Here is a 21,071-nt window from a genome sequence, read left to right as displayed (position 1 = left end):
TCCACTTTAAAGCCGCCCTCCAGGAGGGTGTTTATTATTTGGGCGGTCATGAGCCGGGCGCCGCTCCCGATGCGGATGGTCGAGATGCTCGTATGGTACTCGTGGGCGACCTTCCGGATGGTGGGCTCCACCTCGGTGATGCCGACCTGGTAGACCGCGACGACCATGTCGCCGGAGAGCACCGCGATGCCGGGCCTCCGGCCGGGGTCGATGCCGATGACCAGCGGCTCCGCGTGGCCGTTGCCCCTGAGAATGTTAATAGCGCGGTCAATGGTCCCCTGCGGGTCGTCGAAAATGAGCAGGTGGGGGCCTTCCCACTGGATCTTAGAGGCTTCCTCCGCCGTGGTGATGACGACTTTCACATTATGGGGTATGGGGTCGGTGAGCCGGAGAGTGATAAAAGGCGCCTGCCGTTCCTTGAGGAGCGCGACTGCCTCCTCATAGACGGCGAAGTCGGACGTTATGAGCGCGATGATGCCTCGTTCCTTCCTTCAGGACCCTCCCTTCATGGTAACAAATGAGCAATTCCATGATATTTATAAGTGCGCATTGAACGTAAATGTTATGCGCTGCCAAAAGGCGGCCGCCGCGGATTATTTTCGGCGCCTCCAACAACCATATAAATGAGCAGGTCGCAATGTAGGAGGACGAAATGGCGATGGGCGAGACACTTATAAAACGGCTTCCCACGGGCTCGAAAGTGCTGGACGAACTCCTGGGCGGGGGCTTCGAGGCCGGCACGATATCCCAGCTATATGGCGAGCCCGCGAGCGGGAAGACCAACATTTGTTTACAATTAGCCGTCAATACCCTGAGGGCCGGCATGCGCGTCATCTACATCGATACCGAAGGCTTTTCCGCCGAGCGCTTCCAGCAGATCGCCGGCGACGACGCCCGGAGGCTGGCGCAAAAGCTCATCCACTTCAAGCCCACGAGCTTCGAGGAGCAGTACGTGGCCGTCAAGGAGACGGAGAAGATCGTCGGGCAGAACGTCGGCCTCATCATCCTGGACTCGGCCACGGCCTTCTACCGGGTCGAGCTGGAGAGCGGGGACAGCATGCTCCTTAAAAGAGAGCTGGCCAGCCAGGCTACCATTTTGCTGGGCTTAGCCAGGAAGTACGATATCGCCGTCGTTATCACCAACCAGATCTACATGGACGTCGATAAGGAGGAACTCAGGGCCGTGGGCGGGAACATGCTGGAGCACATCAGCAAGATAATAGTGCAATTATCCCGCACCGGCATCGGCACCCGCCAGGCCGTGCTGCGAAAGCACCGATCCATGGCCGAGGGGCAGAGCGCCGAGTTCAGGATCACCGCGACTGGCGTCGAATGATGCATCTGTATTTGAAACTTTGAAAAAGTTTGGTGCCGCCTGGTGATTATTTTAAATATTGGTGAGGCTGGTGTCCATCCTGGTGCGGTTGAAACAAGAGTGCTTACAAGTGGCACCAGGATTACACCAGGCGGCACCAAAATATATTATTATCACCAAACGTCACCAGGGTTACACAAAGCGGCACCAAATGACCTTCAATGATCTTTAAAATATTTCCACCCGGTCTTAGCAAGTCGCATGCGATCTCCTGGCTTTTCCTCAATCCACTTCATAATATTCTTGAAGGGGGGTTTCGGGTCGTGCGTCTCCTTGGGATCCACGTAGCCATCGTACCCGAGGTCTTTCACGTACTCGGCGAACCTCTTTTCCAGCTCGTCCTGCAGGAGACCCCTGACCTCGGTCACCTTCACCTCGTAGCCGGCCTTCCGCAGCGCCTCCTTCGAGCCGACGTTCACGTAGCCCGTGCAGATCTCCACCAGCGTGTCATCGGGGCGGGCATCGAACCGCCGTAGCAGTTCCTGCGTGACCATGGTGGCATAGCCCAGGTACTCGTGGCGCTCGAAGCGTTCTCCCTGGAAATAGTCCACGGGCACCAGGCCGGTCTCGACCCTGGAGCCATCGGTTGCCCCGATCATGACGCCGCCAAGGGGAAATCCCCACCCGGCGTCGTCCACGCTGATTACGCGTCGCTTGACAGCAGGCTTGCGCCCCTCCAGCAGGTCCGTGAGCGTCTTCAGGTCAACGGTCACCAGCTTCAGGCGGCCGCTTTTATCTTTATAGACGCGGGCGTTCCACTTCTCCGGTGCCCGGGCGCCGTCGCCCCGGACGCTCAGCACTACATAGGGGCTGCTATCCCCGGTGTCGGGGAGCCTTAGCCCGCGGATGCGCTCCAGGCAGGCCTCGTCTATCGATCGCACGTCCATGGTGGTGACCTTATATTATAATTGATTTTTTGTAAAAATATTTGCCTCATATCTTCAAGGATGGTTATTAAAATATAATTACAATAATAGTTAAAAGTAGTGTAAGCGAAGTGGATTACTATCGGAAGCCTGCGATGCGATTACGTGTATTTGGCGGCCCAAGGGATTAACGAGCCGCCACTTCAATACCGTCAACTACTAAATGAGATATGACCATAAATATAATTGTCCACTTATGAAGTACGCACGAGAAACCTTATAATCTCGCAAGCACTACAAGTATTACATCAGGTGGCAAAAACGTTCGGGTCACATATCCCATGTGACAAAAAGGGATGGTTGAATGGCTTATTATACAAGATCCGACAGCACGAGTGCTCCACCTGCGTCTTACGGCAGCAAGGCGCGAGAGGGGAGCATCTACATCATAAAATCCGACAGCAGGATAGAGCTGTACGACCCCAATAAGGTGGTCGTTAGCCTCATACGTTCTGGCGTGCCCTACAAGATGGCCGCTGATATAGCGGACGAGCTGCAGTATAAGATATACGACGGCATGTCCACCAGAACATTGCGTACGATTCTGATCAACCTGGTCGACCAGCGGAACCCCGAAGCTGCGCTGAAGTATAAGCAGGCCCACGAGATGTTCGTGAGGACGTCCAGGGGCACGCTCGAGCGCTTCGACCCGAAATTCATCGAGGACTCTCTCGTCAAGGAAGCGGACCTGTCCCGGGAAGTGGCCTCCCACGTCTCAAAGGAGGTCGAGGGCAAGCTGCGCAAGCTCAAGGTCAATTACCTCACCGCGCCCCTCATCCGTGAGATCGTGACGGTCCAGCTTCTCGAAGAGGGGCTTGAGGAAGCGCGCTCGCAGTACACGAGGCTGGGCATGCCGGTGTACGACGTCACCCAGCTCATCGAGAAGGGCAGCAAGGAGAACGCGAACCTGCACCACAACCCCGAGACGATCCACAAGTTCGCCGGCGACCAGATACTTCGCGAGTACCTTTTAGTGAAGATCCTTCCCCGCCATATCACGGATGCCCACCTGCGGGGCGACATCCACTTACACGACGCCGACTACTTCGCCGTCCGGCCCAACTGTCTGCAGCACGACCTGTCCTGGTTCTTCCAGAACGGCCTGCGCGTCGACGGCACGGGCGACCACACGTCGGTCGCGGCGCCGCCCAAGCACGCCATGGTCGCGGCGCTCCACGCCGCCAAGATACTGGCGAGCAGCCAGACCAACATGGCGGGCGGGCAGTCGCTGGACAACTTCAACGTGTTCATGGCCCCGTTCTTCACGGGCATGAGCTACGACGAAGTAAAGCAAGTAGCCCAGGCGTTCGTCTACGAGATGAACATGCAGTACGTGGCCCGGGGCGGCCAGGTCGTCTTCTCGAACATCAACATCGAGCTGACCGTTCCGCCGTTCCTGAGGGACGAGCCGGCCGTCGGCCCGAAGGGCAAGATCGTCGGCAAGTACGGCGACTTCGAGGACGAGCTCATCGTCTTCACCGAGGCCTTACTCGACGTGTTCCTGGACGGCGACGCCCGGGGCAAGCCGCACCTTTTCCCGAACACTATAGTCAAAGTGCGGGACTCGGCCTTCAAGGACCCGAAGCAGCAGGAGCTGCTGCTCAAGGTGCATTACCTCTTCTCGAAGTACGGCACCCCGTACATCCTGAACATGCTGCCCGGGTGGCAGCACCAGGCGGTCAACAGCATGGGCTGCCGCACCCGCCTCAGCGGGGACTGGGCCGACCGGCAGGGCTACCCGAACCCCAGGTATAGCACCATGCGGACGGGCAACATCCACTATCACACCATCAACCTGCCGCGGATCGCCATCGAGGCGAACGGCGACGATAACAAGGTCTTCGAGCTCCTCGACCAGCGGCTCGACCTGTGCCGCGAGTCGCTGGAGATCAAGCACAACCTGATGGAGAGGCGCCTTTACGAGAACAAGCTCCTCCCGTTCCTGACCCAGAAGGGCAAGAGCGGCGAGGACTACTACCAGTTCAAGGACCTGACGCACACGGTAGGATTCGTTGGCTTAAACGAATTCGCCAGGATCCACATGGGCAAGGCCCTCCACGAGTCGAAGGACGCCTACGACTTCGGCATGGACCTCATAAAGTACATGCGCGACTGGGCCGAGTTCCGCACCGAGATGACGGACTGGCGCTGGACGCTCACGCAGTCTCCGGCGGAGTCGACGGCGGGCCGCTTCGCGAAGCTCGACCTCCTCGAGTTCGGCGACCGGGCAATCGTCAAGGGCGACCGGGAGAAGGCCAACGTGTACTACACTAACAGCTCCCACCTGGAGGTCGACGCGGACGTGCCGTTGTTCGAGCGGGCGAGGCTCGAGGGCGAGTTCCACCCGGTATGCAATGGCGGCCACATCACGCACCTCTTCCTGGGCGAGGGCACGCCGAACCCGGAGGGACTGATGTCCTTAACGGAGAAGCTGTGCCGCAACACCAACATGGGCCTGTTCGACTATACGCGCGACCTGACGACCTGCAAGAACTGCTCGACGGCCTCCGGCGGCCTGCAAAAGGCCTGCCAGAACTGCGGCGCCACCGGCTCCGCCCTGGAGTACTACTCGAGGATCACAGGCTACTGCCAGCGCATCGGCAGCGGCGACTCGGTCACGGGCGGCTGGAACGACGCCAAGGTCGCCGAGCTCCGCGACCGGCGCAGGTACTGCATTTAATATAGGGGGGCCATTTGCCTCCCTTTGCTCTTTTTCTTTAGTCGTTTTTATTAGCGATTTATGGGTTTCGAATTTTCCCGTGACACGCAGCGCAGAACTACTGATAGAGAGCTATGGAGGCATAGAGGCAAAAAGTACAATGCACATATTGCCTTGTAATGGAGTGCCGGTAACGTTTATAGTCTTTTAGCTCCATGTTATTCATTCATGAAGCTGAACCTCGGGGACGTCATCCCGACGTCGACGCTGGACTGGCCGGGCAAGGTCGTGCTGGTCGTTTTCATGTGGGGATGCCCCATGAAGTGCCCCTATTGCTCTAACGCACGCTTTATCGAGGTGCCCGAGGACATTCAGCCCGTCGACACCGAGTCTGTCAATGCGAAAGTGCTCGATGCCTCCCGCTTCGTGGATGGCGTCGTGTTCTCGGGAGGCGAGCCCTTCATGCAACCCGCCGCCCTCAAAGAGATGGCCTCTTTTGTAAAAGAGCAGGGCTTACTCGTGGGCGTCCATACCAACGGCGCCTACCCGGGCCGTATCGCAGAGCTGGCGAACACCGGCCTGCTGGATGCCGTATTCCTGGACGTTAAGGCGCCCCTGGAGTACGAGGCGTACCGTGCCGCCTGCAGGGAGCTGGAAATGGACGCCTTTGCCGCGATAAAGCGCTCGCTGGCGCTGTGCTGCGAGCTCCGGCGCGATAATAAGATAAAGTTCTTTGAGGCGCGGACGACCGTTTTCCAGGGCATCAGCGATCAGCCCGAGGACATCGCCAGGATCGCCTGCGCCGTCGAGTGCGCCGACGCCTATGTGGTCCAGCAAGGCCGTCCCGAGGTCGCCATGGACGAGAGGCTCAAGGCCACGGAGTCCATCCACAGGAACAGGCTACTGGAGCTGGCGAGGGCTGCCAGGGAACGGTCGAAGGTTAAAACGGTAAAAGTGAGAACGCACCTATTCGGCGACGAGATCGTAACAGCTTAGGTTAGCTTCTCGTGCGTCTTGATGACGCCGCTCTTCTTTAGGCGCCGGACCGCCTCTTCGTGCATGGCCTTCCAGACGGCCTTCTCGATGAGGTCGCGCCGGTACGTCTCGTCATAGCCCAGGTAGGCGAACAGGACGATGGAAGCGGCGACCGCGACCACGACGAGTACGACTGCAATGGCGAGATACGGCATCTGTGCCAGGACGCCGACGTAGTACATGTACGCCTCCGCCATGATCGCGATGAGAAGCGGCAGGACGAGCCCCGCGTAGGAGAGCCAGACCTTTGAAGGCCGCTGGACCTTAGTATTGGCCTTGAAGCCGGTGACCTGCTCCATGAGGACGAGCGACTCGTTGGTCGTGCAGGTCGCGGTGACGAACGCCGCCGCGTCCCTGTGCTGGCTCTTCGAAAGGGACGGGCTCGACAGCCTCAGGGCCAGGCCGCCAAGAAGCGGTAAGTTACTGAGCCGGCTTTCCTCGGCCCTCTCCTCGACCTCCCCGCGAATGGCATAGACCTTCAGGATCGTTGAAAGGATCAGCTCCTTTCGGTTCACGCGGCTCGCAGGAACGATAGAGTCTTTTCGGATCATGGTCTTATGCCTTGATGAACTATTTAAACGCTCATCTGAGAAAAATGTTGTCGTGCTCCACAATTGCCTGCCGGGTTTTCCACAAGTATTAATATGAGCCCGCGTGTTATGGAGTCTCGTTGAGGTATCAGATTCATGAAGGTCATAGCTTTCGTCGGCATGCCCGGGGCCGGTAAGACCGAGGCCTCGAACGTGGCCCGGGAGCTGGGCATACCCGTCGTGGTCATGGGTGACGTGCTCCGCGAGGAAGTAAAGAAGAGGGGGCTGGCCCCCACGGACGCGAACATCGGCGGGACCGCGAACGCCCTCCGCAAGGAAGAGGGCATGGACGCCATCGCGAAGCGATGCATCCCCGGGATCGAGGCATACGAAGGAAAGGCGAACGCCGTCGTCGTGGACGGCATCCGGGGCATCGCCGAGGTGGAGACCTTCAGGAAGGCCTTCGACGATAATTTTACTCTCATCAAGATCAACGCTCCCTTCGAGCTACGGCTGGACCGCCTGTCGAGACGGGGCCGCTCCGACGACATGGCGAGCCCGGAAGGTCTCCGGCAGCGGGACGAGAGGGAGCTGTCATGGGGCATGGGGAAAGCCATGGAAGTGGCCGACAGGGAGGTCACCAATCTGGACCCCATCGAGAGGTTCAGGGACGAGGTCCGCTCCGTCCTCGTAAAGGAGAGCATCGAGACCACGGTTTCGGCGCTCGTGTTCCCCACCGAGCCCGAGGAGAAGGTAAGGCACGCCATCGAGAATATCTTCCCCGGGGTCAGACTTCATTTTATACGGCAGAAGGGATATGTGGACAGGCTCGAGGGCACGGCCGGCCTCGAAAACCTGCACGAGCTTTTAAGGAAACAGGAGATCCTGGATACCGCCAGGAGCGCCATGTATAAAGGCCTCAAGGACGACGAGGTCTCATTCGAATTAAACAAGCAGGCGGCCTACATGGGCGAGCTCAATTTCCTCGACCACGACGTAGCACTGGGCGGCATCTACGTCACCATAAAATTCAGGGACCCGATGCTCGTCGTCGACTGGCTGGCCCCGGAGACCCGGGAGGGCAGGCCCGTGGAGGAGATAGCGCTTTGAAAGTGGGCTTTTCGGCCTACAAGCTGGTCACGAGGCCCTTCGACTGGGCGGCCGGCCTCGAGGACATGGGTTTCGACGGCTGGGAGATCGTGAGCGAGGGCCAGCAGAAAATAACGAAGGAAAGCCTGCCAGGCCTTATGGACATCATCAACAGCATGAACATCGAAATCACGGTTCATGGGCCGTTCTCCGACCTGAACCCGGCGTCAGTGAACGACGCCATAAGGGATGAGTCGATCCGGCAGATAAAGCAGTGCGTGGAGCTGTCCTCCGACTTTTCAAACATCGTCGTCGTGCACCCGGGCGTCCTGTCGCCCCTGGGAAGCCAGATGCCCGACGAGGCGTGGACGAGGAATGTCGATGCTCTAAGGGAATTATGCGGGCATGCGGAGGAGCGCGGCGTGACTTTGTGCCTGGAGAACATGCCGAACATTGAAAAGCTGCTATGCAGGACTCCCTCCGAGGTCCTCGGCATGGCCGAGTCCGCCGGTTGCGGCATTACGTTCGACGTCGGCCACTCCAACACGATGAAGAACACGGCCGGGTTCTTGAAGGAGAAGGCGAAGTTCACCCACGTCCACATCCACGACAATCTTGGAGTCAAGGACGAGCATCTCGAGCTGGGTAAGGGCACTGTTGACTGGAGCCGGGTGCTTCCGGAGCTTAAGGGCTTCGAGGGCATGACGGTCATCGAGGCCCGCAGCCTGGATGAAGGAAGGAGAAGCCTTGAGTACATCAGAAAACGAGAGCAGCACGCCTAAAACAGCGGTCGCCGAAAAAGAGAAGCCGGAGGGCTTTGATACTTTCAGGGTCTCTATACTGTCCCTGGGCCACCTGGTAAACGACAGCTACTCCAACCTCGTCCCGCCGCTGCTGCCCCTGCTGAAGGCGGCCTACGGCCTGTCCTATGCGGCCTCGGGCATGCTCACCACCGCTTATACCATCACGTCCAGCATCGTGCAGCCGGTCTTCGGCTACTATGCCGACAAGCACGGCAGGCGGTGGCTCGTCGCGCTGAGCACGGCCTGGGTGGCCTTTTTCATGTCGCTCATCGGCCTGGTCTCGTACATGGGCCTGGACAGGTCGGGCTCGTATCTGCTATTATTAACGCTCATCGCCCTCGCGGGCTTCGGCTCTGCCTCCTACCACCCGCAGGCCTCCACCATGGTCCCGCGCATCAGCGGCGACCACAAGGGCTTCGGCGTGTCGCTGTTCTCCGCGGGCGGCAATATGGGGTATGCGATCATGCCGCTGCTCGTAGTGCCCGCGACGGCCCTGTGGGGCCTGAAGGGTACACTGGTCTTCATCATCCCGGGCTTCCTCATGTCCCTTTTATTATACAAATACGCGCCGGAGGCGCCGCAGACGGGAGCGCACCTCAGGGTAGAAGAGCTGATCAGGGACATCACTTCGGTCATCAAGCCCCTCATGGTGGTCTCTGGCATCGTAATCATGCGGGCGTGGGTCTTCTTCGGCCTCATAACGTTCCTGCCCCTTTACTTCGCCATGAGGAACGAGACGTCTGCGATGGCTAGCGCACACATGTTCGTTCTCCTGTTCTTCGGCGCCATCGGCGGCCTCATCGGGGGCGCTGCCTCGGATAAGTTCGGCCGCAAGTTCGTCATCGTTACCTCATTGACCATCACCGGGCCGCTGCTGTACCTGGCGCTGTCCACTAGCGGGCTGGCCGAGTGGGCCCTCACGGCCATGGCGGGCGCGGCGCTACTCGCCTCGTTCTCCCCTGCGGTGCTCATCGCGCAGGATTTAATACCCAATAACCAGGGCATGGCGTCCGGCATCATCCTGGGCCTGGCCATCGGCATAGGCGGCCTGGGCGTGTCGCTCACAGGCGCATTCGCCGACGGCTTCGGCCTCACCACAGCGGTGTACTCGCTGGTACTGCTGCCCGTCGCCGCCACGCTCATGGCCCTGGCGCTGCCCGGCACCATAAAGCCAGCATTTACCACAGAGGGCACTGAGAAATAATTAATTCACCACTGAGGTTCACAGTGGCCACAGAGGTATTTTAAACGCTAAAGGGGACTCGCTTCGCTCGCCCCTCGCAGACCCCGCCTGTATATAGTCCCGGTAGACTCTGTGGTGCCTCCGTGGCCCATTATTAAAAAACCACTGTGCCCATTGTGGACCACTGTGGTAAATTTAAAAGCCACTGTGCCCATTGTGGTAAAAACCCACGGTGACCCCTGTGGTGAATAACAATCCTCAGTGACCACTGTGGTAAATTTAAAAGCCACTGTGCCCATTGTGGTAAAAACCCACGGTGACCCCTGTGGTGGAATGCGCAAACTTTTTTATATCATCTGCCCGATAACGGAGAATCAACAAGGCGAGGATTGTTAAAACGGCCGATAACGGGTTCGACAAGTTCAGGGTATTTCTGCTGGGTCTCGGGCATTTCACGGTGGACGTCTACGCGAACCTGCTGCCGCCTCTTTTGCCTTTATTCAAGCAGATGTACAACCTCTCTTACGCCGCGGCGGCCGGCCTGACTTCGACCTTTGCCGTTACATCCACGCTCATTCAGCCGATTTTCGGATATATAGCGGACCGCTACGGCAAGAAGTGGATAGCGGCGCTGGGAGTCGCCTGGATATCCGTCCTCATGTGTTTGCTGGGGATAGCGCCAGGCTACGCGGCCATCGTGGCGATAGTCGCCTTTGCCGGCCTGGGCTCGGCCATGTTCCACCCGCAGGGCGCCGCCATGGTGCCCAAGGTGAGCGGAGACCACAAGGGAGTGGGCGTATCCATTTTCTCGGCCGGCGGCAGCCTCGGCTACTCGGTCATGCCGCTCATCGCCGTCATGATCGTGGGCTGGTTCGGCCTGCGCTCGCTGCCGTTACTCATCTTCCCCGGCCTCATCGTCTCGTATATGCTCTACAGGTATGCGCCGGACATGGAAGAGGACTGCAGGAAGAGCCATATCGACCTCGGGCAGGTGTTACAGGAAATGGGCAGGGTAAAGGCCCCGCTGGCGACGCTCGTGACGGTCGTGTCCCTGCGGGCCTGGGTCTGCTCGGGCATGATCACCTTCATACCGCTGTACTTTGCCCTGCACTTCAAGAACTGGACCTTCATGGGCCACGATCTGTCTTTAGTGGCCCCCGGCATCACGCTCTTTATATTTTTAATATCCAACGCCATCGGCGGCATCATCGGGGGCGGGGCCTCGGATAAGTACGGCAAGAAGCCGGTGCTGGTCACCGCGTTCTTCGCATCGCTCCCGTTCTTCTACCTGGCCTTCACGAGCCCCGATGCCCTGGTTTGGCCGTTCATCGCCATCGCAGGCGGGTTCATTTACGCCGCCTACCCGGGAACGGTGCTCCAGGCGCAGGAAATGCTCCCCCGCACGCAGGGCATGGCTGGCGGCCTCATCCTTGGTTTTGCCAACGGAGTCGGGGGCCTGTTAGTGTTATTGACGGGAGTCATCTCCGACCACTTCGGGATATTCACCGGCGTGATGTCGCTCATCGGAATTGCCGCCCTCGCGGCCTTCCTGTCGCTGGCGGTGCCCGGGGATAAAGCGTTACAAGCAAAGGTCGAGGCTATTGAAGTTCCTCAGGCTCGCTGACCTGATTTAGCTTTTCCGTTATGCGGCGCAGCGTCTCGGCCATCATCTGCTGCACCTCGACGCTCACGTCGCCCGTGTCCTCGCTGCCCTCGACCCGCTTGAGGGCCTCGATGTTTTTTATGACTTCCTGGATAACCTCCAGCATCTCATCTAAAGAAATAAGGCCCGCATAATAGGCGTAGAAAAACGTGGTGCCCGACCTTGCGACCTTTCTTTTAAACGCGGCTTCCGCCGAGGCTACGTCCTGGCGCTCGTAAGGAGCGCCCATGAATGGCACCAGCTCCGGCAGATGCTCGCCGATCCATGTCATCGGCACCTTGCCGCCCTCCGCCTTGAAGTCGGCGCAGAGCCGCGCGATGACCCACTCCCGCGCCGTCAGGTGCGTCCTCTGCTTGAGGGTGTCGTTCACCTGCTCGTACGTCTGCTTGTTGAACTTCTGGAACCGGGCGTATTTGTTGGGGTCCTCGGCGGTCATAATTCAAAGACGGGGATATAAGCTTATAAAATTTGTTCAAGCAAGGGAGTCTTATCAATATTAAAATATTAAAAAAGTTTAGTGCCGCGTGGCGTAAGCTCCGTGCCGCCTGGTGATTAATTAAAAGATTGATGCCGCCTGGCGTAAACTTGGTGTGGTTTAAATTTTTGTTGCTCTCAGGCGGCACCCAGTCTACACCAAGCCGCACCAAAATATAATATAATCACCAGGCGGCACCAAGTCTACACCAGGCGGCACCAGGGATTTAAAAATATTTGATATGCATATTATTCTTTAAGCGGCACTTCGACTTCCATGAAGTCTTCGGCAACCGCCACGTCCGGGAAGTGCTTCCGGGCATCCTCCAGCAGAGGCTTGATGTCCTCGGAGTAGCGGCTGCTGATGTGCGTAAGTATCAGGCGCTGCACGGCCGCCATGGCTGCCATCCTCGCGACGTCGCCCGACGAGGAGTGGAGCGTCTCTGCCGCCTTATCCGCGGCCTCGTCGGCGAAGGTCGCCTCGGAGATCCACAGGTCTGCGCCACCGAGCACGGAGAGGAATGCCTGGGAGGGAGTCGTATCGCCCGTATACACGATGCGCCTTCCAGGCCGGGGCTCGCCGACAACATCCGAGCTCTTTATTACCTTTCCATTGACTGTAACGTCCTCTCCACGGTGGAGCCTTCCAAATAACGGCCCCTCGGGCACGCCCAGCTCCAGCGCCTTCTCTTTATTGAACCGGCCCAGCCGGGCGTCCTCTATTAAGGCATAGCCCAGGCCGGGGACGCTGTGGAACGTGCGGAACGCCTCGATCTTATATCCGTTACGCTCGACGACGTCGCCGTGCTTTAGCTCGTGCGCCACTACCTCGAAGCCAGGCTTCAGGTAGCCTAAAGAATTTAAAATATCGCAGTACTCCCGAACGAACTTCGGGCCATATATATGCAGCGGCTCCGTCCTCCCCTGGAATCCCATTGTCTGAATAAGCCCCGGGATGCCCAGCGTGTGGTCCGCGTGGAAGTGCGTTAAAAAGATGGAGCCGACGTCCATGAACCCCGAGCGGCAGCACATCATCTGGCGCTGGGTGCCCTCGCCGCAGTCGAAGAGCATCCGCTCGCCCTCTCTTACTATCATGAGCGCCGGCATGCCTCTGTTCGGGCTTGGAACGGACCCGCCCGTGCCTAGGAAGATGACCCTGAGCATGAGAACCGTTTAGTTATACGTGCCGGAGCTATTAAAATGTGGCTCTTGGAGGCCGTATTTTAACATTTGATTAATGAAAAATCTGTAACATGACATTTTCATAGGAAAACTTTGTGAGCCTCCGTGCCATCATGCCTTTGTGGTGAGAATAGTGCCTCCGTCAGCTTTGTAACTTAGATATAAATCAACGTCTAGCTCGCGTGTATGCGGCTATACATATCCCAAACAATAGTATAATAGCCTCAAATCCGGGACTCCTCGCCGTCGTCGGCTGCGGCATGGGCGACGAAACGCGCACCGGCACGAAGGTGTAGTACGTCTTCGGCGCTGGAATGGCCATGGGCGGCCGGATGGAAAGGACGTCCACATATACGGGGATGACAATGTTCGCGGTGACGGTGCCGCTGGTAAGGTTCACCTGCGTGTAGAACCAGCTGCCGTTCCACTCGGCCGTCACGTTATACGTGCCCGGCGGGACGCCGGTGAAGGCGTACGCCCCGGGCAACGAGCTGGAGAAGTTGGAGGTATATTGAGGATTATTGGGGACGACGGCAAAGACGGGAGTCCCATCCTCGATGGCCCATAGCGTGACGGTCGCGCCCGGGACGGCGGCGTTATTGGCCGAGGTCACGATGCCGGTGATGGAGCCGTATTCCTGGGCGAGGGCCGGAGCCGTCGCTAGCACAAACAGCATGGCCACGGCGACCGCCGATAATCTCATCGAAAATTAATATAAAATAATAAATATATAAATATCCGCACGCTTTATTTAAGCCTGGAGAAGTATAATCGGGCGGAGTTGGTGGCGATGGCCACGACGCTGGCCGCCACCATGAGCAGCACCAGCTCGATATCCACCAGGGTCGTCGAGGCGATAATGATGGCGATCGTATTAAAATAGAAGCCGAACGACATGCCCTCGCTGGTCCGCTTTACTTCCTTTTTCGAGAGCGAGATCAGGCCGGCAACTTCCGCCGGGGAAGAGCAGATCGCGTCCTCCAGGCCCTCGAAGCCCAGCGCCTGCTCTTTTACCGTGACGGCGGCGGCGTTCGCGGCGAACCTGGAGATCTCGCAGCCCCGGCCGGCCGCTAGCACGTTCTTGCGATCGGCGCCGAGCTTTCTTATGAACTCGAGGCGCTCGTCGTCGTCCAGGCGGGGCTTTACGATGGCGATGCCCGCTTTCTTCGCGAAGGCGTCGGAAACGGCCGCGGGCTCGGAAGAGAGGAGCATCACGTTCTTGACGCCCAGCTTGTTAAGCCTCTCCACCGAGGCCTTCATGTCGGCGGGGACGGACAGGTCGAAGGCGGCAATGCCCAGAAGCATAGAGCCTTTGAACGCATAGCGGGTCAGCTTCCCCTGGCTCTCGAAAGCACGGGCCCTGGTGAGAAGGACTTCCGGCACCTGGCACAGCCGGGACGCGTCGGCCAAGCCGAGGAGAGAATGTCCGCCCATCTCTCGTGCATCCATGAACGAGGGGTCATCGCCTTTATAGGCGTCCACCACGGCCTTTACATCGCCGGCGGAACTGCCTTCGGAGGGCGCCACGTCCGCCAGCGAGGCCTTATCGGCCACGGAGCCCAGGCCGTCGAAGGCGACGGCGTCCGTCATGCTCATGCGCTCGATGGAGCCGTGGCTCATGAATCCTGCGCCCTGCCTCGACGCCGAAAGGCCGCAGGATATGAGAGACAGCGGCCGGGCGAGGAGCGCCGCCGCCGGGGCCGCCGCGATCAGGATGGCCGTCGCCGCCGTGTAGTTGCCGTAAAAGAGGACCACGAAGCTGATGCCCATGATGGCGACCAGCAGCAGGGCCCGCTCTATGGACTTCGGATAGCTTAGTAGTACCTCGATAGGCTTCCGGGCTTCCGCGAACGCCACGGCGGCCTTCTGGAGGCGAAGCTCGCCCTTTTCCCCGGGCTTTACCAGCACCGTGCCTTCCATCAGGAGCGAGCCGCCAGTCACGGGCGAGCCTTCTATTAGCCGGGAGCCCACGCAGGAGCCCGCCGGAACGGCGAGACCCTGGCCTTCCGCCACCGTGCCGTCCGACGGCACGTGGAATCCTGGCATGACTTTTTGTTCGTGGGCATCGGCCGTTTCAACCCACTCGCCCTTTTCGTTCATGGCCATTGAGGGAAGGAAAAAGCCCATGTCCCTGAACCTTGGCTCGATGTAGCGGTTCAGGATGTTCGAGGCCTGGCTGATGAGCACGATGATGCCCGACGCATAATACAGGGGATGGCCCGACTGGTATGAGTAGAACAGCGGCGCCAGAATGGACATGGCCAGGATGAGCTGCAGGCCGAACTTCCGCTCGAAAAGGTCCTCGAGGGCGTTCTTGAGTATTGGATAGCCACAGATGAAGGCGATAAAGGCCCCGACGAGCGTGGCCGTGTCGCCGGTGATCACATTATAGTAGGTGCCAAGGAATGACAGCACCGTGGCCAGCACCGTTAAGGCGAGCAGAACGAGCTCCAGCCTCCCCCCGGCCGAGTCCATTGGAGCCCTGGACTCCACGACCGGGAAACCGCCCTCGAGCGCCGCGTCCTCCACTTCCCGGGCGCCCGTCCCGGCCATGGCCCTGACGAGCAGCTTACCGTCCTGCGGGATGACCCGCGCCTCGATGACCTCGTCCCGGGCCTTCAGGTAATCTTCAAGCGCCTTTAACCGACGCTCGCCATACGCCCGGATATTGAAAACGAGCCATTGAGGCTTCGAAAGTGGAGAAGTCTTCGCCATATAACCCTTTAAATTAACCTGAGCTTACATTAAACTTTTGAGTCTGGCAGGGTAACGTTATTAGGCCGCGCTGTCATTATTAAAGCGATGCGAACGGTCATCCTGGACGGCTACGTGGACGAGCCCGCCTGCCTGGGCGTCCCCCCTTACATGGCGCCCTACCCACGGTATGTCGCGGGCGCGCTTCCGGGCGAAGCCCTGTATTTCACCATCGACCAGCTGCGAAAGGACGCCTCGATCCTGGAGATCATGAATAAGTCCGACCTGGTGGTCGCTATCGCCGGCGTGACCGTCCCGGGCAAGTACATCGGCGGCACGCCCGCCACGCTGCCGGAGCTGGAGAGGTACGTGGCCGGCGTGAGGGCAAAAAAGATACTGGGCGGCCCCATCTCAATGTTCGGCCCGGGCACCGAGGGCGGTAAGATGGCCCGGCACATGGGAGCCAGCCCCGCGTTCGACATCGTGGCGACCGGGGATATCGAGGCGGTCGTCCACGGGTACCTGACGGAAGGCCTTTCGGTGGACCCGGCTCTGCGCCGGACAGTAAAGGATATCGCGGAATGGGCGGTGAGGGGCGCGAGGATCGTGCCCCTGCACCCGGATTTCCCCTACACGATGCTGGAGATGGAGACGTACAGGGGCTGTTTCCGGGGGACGTGCTCCTTCTGCACAGAGCGTTTCTACGGCCGTCCTGACTTCCGCCCCGTGGAAGACGTCGTCCGGGAGACGGGGGCGCTTTACGCGGCCGGTGCCCGGTATTTCCGCCTCGGCCGCCAGCCCGACCTGCTCACGTACCTGGCGAAGGGCGACGTCGAGTTCCCCCCGCCCAACGTCGAGGCCATCGAGCGCCTCTACCGGGGCATCCGGGCCGCCGCTCCCGGCCTAAAGGTCCTGCACCTGGACAATATGAACCCCGGCACCATCGCCCGGCATCCAGAGCGCTCTCGGGAAGCGCTCAAGGTCATCGTCAAGCACCACACGTCGGGCGACGTCTCGGCCTTCGGAATGGAGAGCGCCGACCCCCGCGTGATAAGGCAGAACAGCCTGAAGGCAATGCCCGAGGAGGTCCTCGAGGCCATTCGCATCGTGAACGAGGTGGGCGGCGCCCGTGGGGCTTCAGGGCTTCCGGAGCTTCTGCCCGGCCTGAACCTGGTGCATGGCCTGCTGGGCGAGACAAAGGAGACCTTCCGCCTCAACTACGACTTTCTAAAGCGCCTGCTGGACGAAGGGCTCCTCCTCCGCCGCATTAACATCCGGCAGGTAATGCCCTTCGAGGGTACCTGCATGGGCGACGTGGGAGATAAAATCGCCCGGAAGCACAAGGGCGTGTTCCACGCCTACAAGGAAAAGATACGAAAGGACATCGACATGGAAATGCTCCGGAGGGTAGTTCCCGACGGCACCATTATGCCCTCCGTCCGCATGGAGCTGCACGACGGCGGCCTCACGTTCGGGCGGCAGATAGCCACGTACCCTCTTCTCGTGGGGATCCCCGCCGCCCTGCCGCTGGGGGCGGTTTGCGACGTTAAGGTCGTGGGCCATGGCTTCCGCTCCATCACGGCCGTCCCGTACCCGCTGGACGTGAACGCGGCTTCGCCGAAGATGCTCGAAAGCCTCCCCGGGGTGGGGAAGAAGCGCGCCATGGCCATCCTCCGGGGCCGCCCTTACGGCAGCGCCGCCGAGTTCGAGGAAAAAATGGACGACGCGGGCCTGGCAAAAAAGCTCTCCGGGTATTTCGTCTACCGCAAGTGAAATCCTTCGCAGGATTCCGCACTTAAGGTTATCGTTCCGCGTGCAGACCGGCTACATGGTGTTATCATGAAGCTGTCATGTATCCTGATCCTTGCCGCTTTAGTCATCTCTTTCTCGTCCCCGGCGCTTGCGGCGGCAGGCGCTCAGGTGCAGATCAAGGATTATAAGTTCCAGCCCGCGCAGGTCACCATAGCCAGCGGCGGCACGGTCACATGGACGAACATGGACTCGATCGTGCACGACGTCAAGTTCAAGGACGCCGAGTCGCCTGAGATGAAGAAGGGAGAGCAGTATTCGAAGACCTTCGACAAGCCCGGCACCTACGACTACATCTGCGAGATCCACCCGTACATGAAGGGCCAGGTCATCGTGAAATAAGCGCTTGGAAGGTATTTAAATATATAAATCTAATAATTTAATGAGAACATGAAGATCGAATGGATATACCTGCTCATACTAGTCCTGGCGGTGACCGCCATTTCCGGCTGTACCACGTCCAGCCCCGCCATAACGCCCACCGTGACGCCATTGCCCGCGACAGTCACGCCTGCCCCGACCGCAACGCAAGCGGCGTCCGCGACGGCGGTAGCGACGCCGACGGCCTCGGTCTCGATCTCCGGCTTCGCGTTCCAGCCGGCCGAGGTCACCATCGCAAAAGGCGGCACGGTCACGTGGACCAACAACGACGGCACGACGCACACGGTCAAGTTCCAGGACACCGAGTCCGCGGGGCTGCAGCAGGGTAAGACGTATAGCAAGACGTTCGACTCTACGGGCACGTTCGACTATAGCTGCGGCATTCACCCGAGCATGAAGGGCAAAGTGATCGTCGTATGAGCATCCGCGACATTGCCATTACGATGGTCTGGTTCCAGCCGCTGTTCGCCTGGCTTGGGCTGCTGACGATTTTACTGCTGATGACCACGGCGAGCTACGGGTACCTGCTATTCAAGGGAAAGGTCAGGTCACTTAAAGCGCACATGGCGCTCGCGGCGACGACGATCCTGCTGGCGTTCGTGCACGCTATGCTGGCGATAAGCACGATGATATGAGAAAAAATGATAATGAGCGGCACGGCGTTGTTGAGGGGGGCATATTATCAATTGGCGTCGTGCCGTCAATCCTCCATTGGGGGGACTTCAACCATTTATTTGACATTATTAGTTTTTAATACTTGTTACTGTACAATCGCTTTATCACCAGTAGATTTGCCATTAAACACTTTATTTCCGTGCAATATCGTTTATCCTCATTCTGTTTCGTCCCATGGGCAGCGAATTTCAAGGACGGCAAAAAGGCATCCAAAATAATTATAATAAAGGACTTATCAATGCTCATTTATATGCTCAGCCGGCAGGAATTCTTCGCCCGCGCCCGTGGAGGCCCATACTCGACGGAAGAGCTGTATTCGGCGTACGAAGCCTATGCCATCTGCCCGGCCTTCCCGTCCGACGGGGATTTCCGCTGTGAGCGGTGCGGCGGCTGCTGCCGGAGGCCGTGGCGCATCGAGCCCTCTGTCTATGACATCCAGCGCTGGATCTCGGAAAAGAGGCTGGACATCATCGGGAGCTTAGAGTATATGCCCAGGCGGGGGCCGCCCGCGGGGCTGACGCCGTGCGAGGCCCGGTCCCTCGAAATGATGTGCTCGGGCTTATTCGAGCTGGACGAGAAGCTCACCGCCAGCCTGGCCTTTGCGCTCGGCGCGTCCCGGGAAGGCGCCCTGGTCGTTCCAAAGAAGGAGCATGGCTGCATATACTACGACGGCGCGGGCTGCACGATATACGGGACGAAGCCTGAGGTCTGCGCCCGGTTCCCGGACGCCCGGCTATTTAAAGGCCTTGCGGCACTGCTCCATCAGCGTTAGGTTATCCGGCGTCCCGGAGGCTCCAACGCTTTGCTTATACCTTATGATGCCGCTGGTATCGACGACCAGCATCGTCGGGAACTCGACGTCGTGGATGACCTCGAAGCAGACTTGTGACGGCGTGTCGCTGCACTGCCCCATCTTATAGTCCCGGACCACCGCGTGGTCATCGTCGCAGAGGATCCCGAACGGCAGCCCGAGTTTTTGCACGAGCGCCTTCCCCTCGTCCACTTTCATGATGCTTACGGGAAAGACTGCCACGCCCGCGTCCTTGAACCGGCCATAGTCAGCGGCCAGCGTTTTCAGGCGCTCCGTGCATCCGTGGTTGAAGAAGAATAGCAGGACCGTCTTTTTATTCTTGCAGTCATAGAGCCGTATTTCGCGCCCATCCGTGCTCTTCAGCCGGAAATCCGGGGCCATCTCGCCGACCTCTATGCGATATTCCATGTTATACATAGCAATAAGATAAAAAACCAATTTTGAATTAAAAATATCCCGATTTTAAAGCACGTTTATAAAAAGGAAAAGCTGCCATCAGCTTTCTCCACGACCATACGAGTGCCCTCGCCATCGTGGACGGCGTATAGCCGGCCGGACGCCGGGGCGCCCTCAGGCATGGCGTCGAGCTTTTCCAGCAGCGAGATCATCTCGGCAGTCTCGGCGATCTGCCGCTTCACCAGGGTGCAGGCCAGGTCCGGCGCGTTATCGGTCGCTCCCGTGCCCAGGCCGTCACACTCGTAGAGCTCGAGCTCCTCGCCCTCCAGCCGCATGGGATATGTTCGGCAGATGAGGGGCCGGAGGTCGTAGATAGCGCACCTGCCGCCCCCCAGGAAGGCGCAGTCGCCGTTCTCCTTCTTCCGCAGGACCCACTCGAACGTATGGATGACGCCGCAGGCGTCGACGTCGCCGCTCTCGTGCGGGCGGGCGACGTCAAACCATCCCGAGCCACTGACCGCCATTATGGCCCGTATTTCGGAGGGGAAAATAGTCACGGTGTTATCGCCAAAGCGGCCGCTGCAGCATTTGGCACAATGCCTGCAGCGGAAGCCCGCGGCGGAAACCTGCCCCTCGATGCTGCGGGGGCTTATGGCCCTGAATACCTCCAGCTCCTTTTTTAAGATGGCGATGGAGTCGTGGGTCACCGGCGCGCGCACACCTCTAAAAAGTTCTTGAGCAGGTCGATGCCTTTCTCCGTGTGGGAGACCTCGGGGTGCCACTGCACGCCGTACAATGGCTTATCGACGTGGCACATGGCCTCGATTTCGCAGATGTTCGAGCGGGCTAAAAGCTTGAAGCCGGGCGGCAACTTCGAGACCTCGTCCTGGTGGGACGCCCAGACCTTCGTAGTCGGCCCGATGCCCTTCAGGATCGTGTCCTCGTCCACGACCTCGATGTCCACCCGGGCGAAGCCGCCGTACTTGCCTGTGCGGATCTCGCCGCCGTAGGCCAGGGCCATGAGCTGGTGGCCCAGGCAGATCCCCAGGATCGGCAGGTCGATCTTGATCAGGCTCAGGCCGTTCCCCGCCCTCTCCATAGTCGGCCCCCCGCTAAAGACAAGGCCGTCGGGTTCCATCTTGAGCACGTCCACCACGGACGACGTGTTGGGCACGAGCTTCGCGTCCATGCCCAGGTCCCTTAAAGAGCGGTGGATGAGGTGGCAGGTCTGCCCGTAATTGTTGATGACGAGGATCTTTTGCTTATCCATCGAAAAAGGATTCCGGCGGGAATTATATATAAGCTTTTCCGGTTCGAGACAAGCACCGCTAAGAAAAATAAGAAGTCTCGAAGACTGTTTCAGCCACGAAGCGACTCGAAGCCGGC

21 protein-coding genes and 1 pseudogene are annotated in these 21,071 nt (G+C 59.2%); 12 read left to right on the top strand and 10 right to left on the bottom strand.

The features are described 5' to 3' along the window. A pseudogene (locus VMC84_RS02600) lies at window positions 1-362 on the bottom strand (hypothetical protein); the annotation flags it as partial. 290 nt (window positions 363-652) lie between these two features. On the opposite strand from VMC84_RS02600, the gene radB reads away from it, so the two are divergent. After that, window positions 653-1,336, top strand: a complete 684-nt coding sequence (radB, locus tag VMC84_RS02595; protein WP_325377848.1) for a DNA repair and recombination protein RadB — start codon at window positions 653-655, stop codon at window positions 1,334-1,336. A 197-nt stretch (window positions 1,337-1,533) separates the two neighbouring features. On the opposite strand, the gene VMC84_RS02590 is transcribed toward radB, so the two are convergent. Next, window positions 1,534-2,262, bottom strand: a complete 729-nt coding sequence (locus VMC84_RS02590) for a hypothetical protein (RefSeq protein WP_325377846.1) — start codon at window positions 2,260-2,262, stop codon at window positions 1,534-1,536. Between the two features lie 343 nt (window positions 2,263-2,605). Here VMC84_RS02590 and nrdD point away from each other — a divergent pair, with 343 nt between their 5' ends. After that, complete coding sequence (gene nrdD / locus VMC84_RS02585) at window positions 2,606-4,981, top strand: anaerobic ribonucleoside-triphosphate reductase (RefSeq protein ID WP_325377844.1); 2,376 nt, start codon at window positions 2,606-2,608, stop codon at window positions 4,979-4,981. Window positions 4,982-5,188: 207 nt separating this feature from the next. Then, window positions 5,189-5,956: an anaerobic ribonucleoside-triphosphate reductase activating protein gene (locus tag VMC84_RS02580; protein ID WP_325377842.1), complete on the top strand. Its 768-nt coding sequence runs from the start codon at window positions 5,189-5,191 to the stop codon at window positions 5,954-5,956. Here VMC84_RS02580 and VMC84_RS02575 read toward each other — a convergent pair. Further along, on the bottom strand, window positions 5,953-6,546 hold the full coding sequence (locus VMC84_RS02575; RefSeq protein ID WP_325377840.1) for a hypothetical protein: 594 nt from the start codon (window positions 6,544-6,546) through the stop codon (window positions 5,953-5,955). The genes VMC84_RS02580 and VMC84_RS02575 overlap by 4 nt on opposite strands. Window positions 6,547-6,681: 135 nt before the next feature. On the opposite strand from VMC84_RS02575, the gene VMC84_RS02570 reads away from it, so the two are divergent. From VMC84_RS02570 to VMC84_RS02555, 4 genes are all read left to right on the top strand, one after another. After that, on the top strand, window positions 6,682-7,635 hold the full coding sequence (locus tag VMC84_RS02570; protein WP_325377838.1) for an AAA family ATPase: 954 nt from the start codon (window positions 6,682-6,684) through the stop codon (window positions 7,633-7,635). Window positions 7,636-7,637: 2 nt separating this feature from the next. After that, entirely contained in the window at window positions 7,638-8,396 is a 759-nt protein-coding gene (locus tag VMC84_RS02565; protein WP_325377852.1) for a sugar phosphate isomerase/epimerase family protein, read from the top strand. Continuing rightward, window positions 8,362-9,621, top strand: coding sequence for an MFS transporter (locus VMC84_RS02560; RefSeq protein WP_325377836.1), 1,260 nt, complete (start codon window positions 8,362-8,364; stop codon window positions 9,619-9,621). The genes VMC84_RS02565 and VMC84_RS02560 overlap by 35 nt, the downstream gene beginning before the upstream one ends. A gap of 352 nt (window positions 9,622-9,973) precedes the next feature. Beyond that, window positions 9,974-11,224, top strand: coding sequence for an MFS transporter (locus tag VMC84_RS02555; protein ID WP_325377850.1), 1,251 nt, complete (start codon window positions 9,974-9,976; stop codon window positions 11,222-11,224). Here the strand turns inward: VMC84_RS02555 and VMC84_RS02550 are convergent. The 4 genes from VMC84_RS02550 to VMC84_RS02535 all read right to left on the bottom strand — a co-directional run bounded on the left by VMC84_RS02550 (window position 11,199) and on the right by VMC84_RS02535 (window position 15,634). Beyond that, window positions 11,199-11,699: a DUF5806 family protein gene (locus VMC84_RS02550; protein ID WP_325377834.1), complete on the bottom strand. Its 501-nt coding sequence runs from the start codon at window positions 11,697-11,699 to the stop codon at window positions 11,199-11,201. The genes VMC84_RS02555 and VMC84_RS02550 overlap by 26 nt on opposite strands. 287 nt (window positions 11,700-11,986) lie before the next feature. After that, a complete protein-coding gene (locus VMC84_RS02545; protein WP_325377832.1) occupies window positions 11,987-12,901 on the bottom strand; it encodes a ribonuclease Z in 915 nt (304 codons plus the stop codon). A gap of 184 nt (window positions 12,902-13,085) precedes the next feature. Next, window positions 13,086-13,622, bottom strand: a complete 537-nt coding sequence (locus tag VMC84_RS02540) for a carboxypeptidase-like regulatory domain-containing protein (protein ID WP_325377830.1) — start codon at window positions 13,620-13,622, stop codon at window positions 13,086-13,088. 44 nt (window positions 13,623-13,666) lie between these two features. Further along, window positions 13,667-15,634 carry a cation-transporting P-type ATPase gene (locus VMC84_RS02535; RefSeq protein WP_325377828.1) on the bottom strand — a complete coding sequence of 656 codons (1,968 nt, stop codon included), beginning with the start codon at window positions 15,632-15,634 and terminating at the stop codon, window positions 13,667-13,669. Window positions 15,635-15,721: 87 nt separating this feature from the next. Between VMC84_RS02535 and VMC84_RS02530 the strand changes: the two genes are divergently transcribed. The 5 genes from VMC84_RS02530 (at window position 15,722) to VMC84_RS02510 (ending at window position 19,250) form a co-directional block, all read left to right on the top strand. Then, window positions 15,722-17,386, top strand: coding sequence for a radical SAM protein (locus VMC84_RS02530; protein WP_325377826.1), 1,665 nt, complete (start codon window positions 15,722-15,724; stop codon window positions 17,384-17,386). A 66-nt stretch (window positions 17,387-17,452) separates the two neighbouring features. Continuing rightward, the gene (locus VMC84_RS02525; protein WP_325377824.1) at window positions 17,453-17,764 is read left to right on the top strand and encodes a cupredoxin family copper-binding protein; all 312 of its coding nucleotides are present in this window, start codon (window positions 17,453-17,455) and stop codon (window positions 17,762-17,764) included. A 48-nt stretch (window positions 17,765-17,812) separates the two neighbouring features. Beyond that, window positions 17,813-18,223: a plastocyanin/azurin family copper-binding protein gene (locus VMC84_RS02520; protein ID WP_325377823.1), complete on the top strand. Its 411-nt coding sequence runs from the start codon at window positions 17,813-17,815 to the stop codon at window positions 18,221-18,223. Then, on the top strand, window positions 18,220-18,438 hold the full coding sequence (locus VMC84_RS02515) for a hypothetical protein (RefSeq protein ID WP_325377821.1): 219 nt from the start codon (window positions 18,220-18,222) through the stop codon (window positions 18,436-18,438). The genes VMC84_RS02520 and VMC84_RS02515 overlap by 4 nt, the downstream gene beginning before the upstream one ends. A 290-nt stretch (window positions 18,439-18,728) precedes the next feature. Continuing rightward, the gene (locus tag VMC84_RS02510) at window positions 18,729-19,250 is read left to right on the top strand and encodes a YkgJ family cysteine cluster protein (RefSeq protein WP_325377819.1); all 522 of its coding nucleotides are present in this window, start codon (window positions 18,729-18,731) and stop codon (window positions 19,248-19,250) included. Here the strand turns inward: VMC84_RS02510 and VMC84_RS02505 are convergent. The 3 genes from VMC84_RS02505 to VMC84_RS02495 are packed head-to-tail and all read right to left on the bottom strand — an operon-like array spanning window position 19,212 to window position 20,955. After that, window positions 19,212-19,706 (bottom strand): peroxiredoxin family protein, encoded by a 495-nt coding sequence (locus tag VMC84_RS02505; RefSeq protein WP_325377818.1) that lies wholly within the window; start codon window positions 19,704-19,706, stop codon window positions 19,212-19,214. The two genes, VMC84_RS02510 and VMC84_RS02505, sit on opposite strands and share 39 nt — an antisense overlap. Window positions 19,707-19,762: 56 nt before the next feature. Further along, window positions 19,763-20,404, bottom strand: coding sequence for a YkgJ family cysteine cluster protein (locus VMC84_RS02500; RefSeq protein ID WP_325377816.1), 642 nt, complete (start codon window positions 20,402-20,404; stop codon window positions 19,763-19,765). Continuing rightward, a complete protein-coding gene (locus VMC84_RS02495; RefSeq protein WP_325377814.1) occupies window positions 20,389-20,955 on the bottom strand; it encodes a GMP synthase subunit A in 567 nt (188 codons plus the stop codon). The genes VMC84_RS02500 and VMC84_RS02495 overlap by 16 nt, the downstream gene beginning before the upstream one ends. Between the last annotated feature and the right edge of the window lie 116 nt (window positions 20,956-21,071).

This window comes from Methanocella sp. (genome assembly GCF_035506375.1).
Lineage (GTDB): Archaea > Halobacteriota > Methanocellia > Methanocellales > Methanocellaceae > Methanocella.
This window is presented reverse-complemented; position numbering and strand designations above follow the sequence as displayed.

Excerpts from the sequence above, each read along its gene's own strand:
- radB (WP_325377848.1), top strand. The coding sequence starts at position 653 with ATGGCGATGGGCGAGACACTTATAAAACGGCTTCCCACGGGCTCGAAA.
- VMC84_RS02545 (WP_325377832.1), bottom strand. The coding sequence starts at position 12,901 with ATGCTCAGGGTCATCTTCCTAGGCACGGGCGGGTCCGTTCCAAGCCCG.
- VMC84_RS02590 (WP_325377846.1), bottom strand. The coding sequence starts at position 2,262 with ATGGACGTGCGATCGATAGACGAGGCCTGCCTGGAGCGCATCCGCGGG.
- VMC84_RS02495 (WP_325377814.1), bottom strand. The coding sequence starts at position 20,955 with ATGGATAAGCAAAAGATCCTCGTCATCAACAATTACGGGCAGACCTGC.
- VMC84_RS02520 (WP_325377823.1), top strand. The coding sequence starts at position 17,813 with ATGAAGATCGAATGGATATACCTGCTCATACTAGTCCTGGCGGTGACC.
- VMC84_RS02530 (WP_325377826.1), top strand. The coding sequence starts at position 15,722 with ATGCGAACGGTCATCCTGGACGGCTACGTGGACGAGCCCGCCTGCCTG.
- VMC84_RS02540 (WP_325377830.1), bottom strand. The coding sequence starts at position 13,622 with ATGAGATTATCGGCGGTCGCCGTGGCCATGCTGTTTGTGCTAGCGACG.
- VMC84_RS02535 (WP_325377828.1), bottom strand. The coding sequence starts at position 15,634 with ATGGCGAAGACTTCTCCACTTTCGAAGCCTCAATGGCTCGTTTTCAAT.
- VMC84_RS02580 (WP_325377842.1), top strand. The coding sequence starts at position 5,189 with ATGAAGCTGAACCTCGGGGACGTCATCCCGACGTCGACGCTGGACTGG.
- VMC84_RS02510 (WP_325377819.1), top strand. The coding sequence starts at position 18,729 with ATGCTCAGCCGGCAGGAATTCTTCGCCCGCGCCCGTGGAGGCCCATAC.
- VMC84_RS02515 (WP_325377821.1), top strand. The coding sequence starts at position 18,220 with ATGAGCATCCGCGACATTGCCATTACGATGGTCTGGTTCCAGCCGCTG.
- VMC84_RS02575 (WP_325377840.1), bottom strand. The coding sequence starts at position 6,546 with ATGATCCGAAAAGACTCTATCGTTCCTGCGAGCCGCGTGAACCGAAAG.
- nrdD (WP_325377844.1), top strand. The coding sequence starts at position 2,606 with ATGGCTTATTATACAAGATCCGACAGCACGAGTGCTCCACCTGCGTCT.
- VMC84_RS02505 (WP_325377818.1), bottom strand. The coding sequence starts at position 19,706 with ATGTATAACATGGAATATCGCATAGAGGTCGGCGAGATGGCCCCGGAT.
- VMC84_RS02550 (WP_325377834.1), bottom strand. The coding sequence starts at position 11,699 with ATGACCGCCGAGGACCCCAACAAATACGCCCGGTTCCAGAAGTTCAAC.
- VMC84_RS02570 (WP_325377838.1), top strand. The coding sequence starts at position 6,682 with ATGAAGGTCATAGCTTTCGTCGGCATGCCCGGGGCCGGTAAGACCGAG.
- VMC84_RS02525 (WP_325377824.1), top strand. The coding sequence starts at position 17,453 with ATGAAGCTGTCATGTATCCTGATCCTTGCCGCTTTAGTCATCTCTTTC.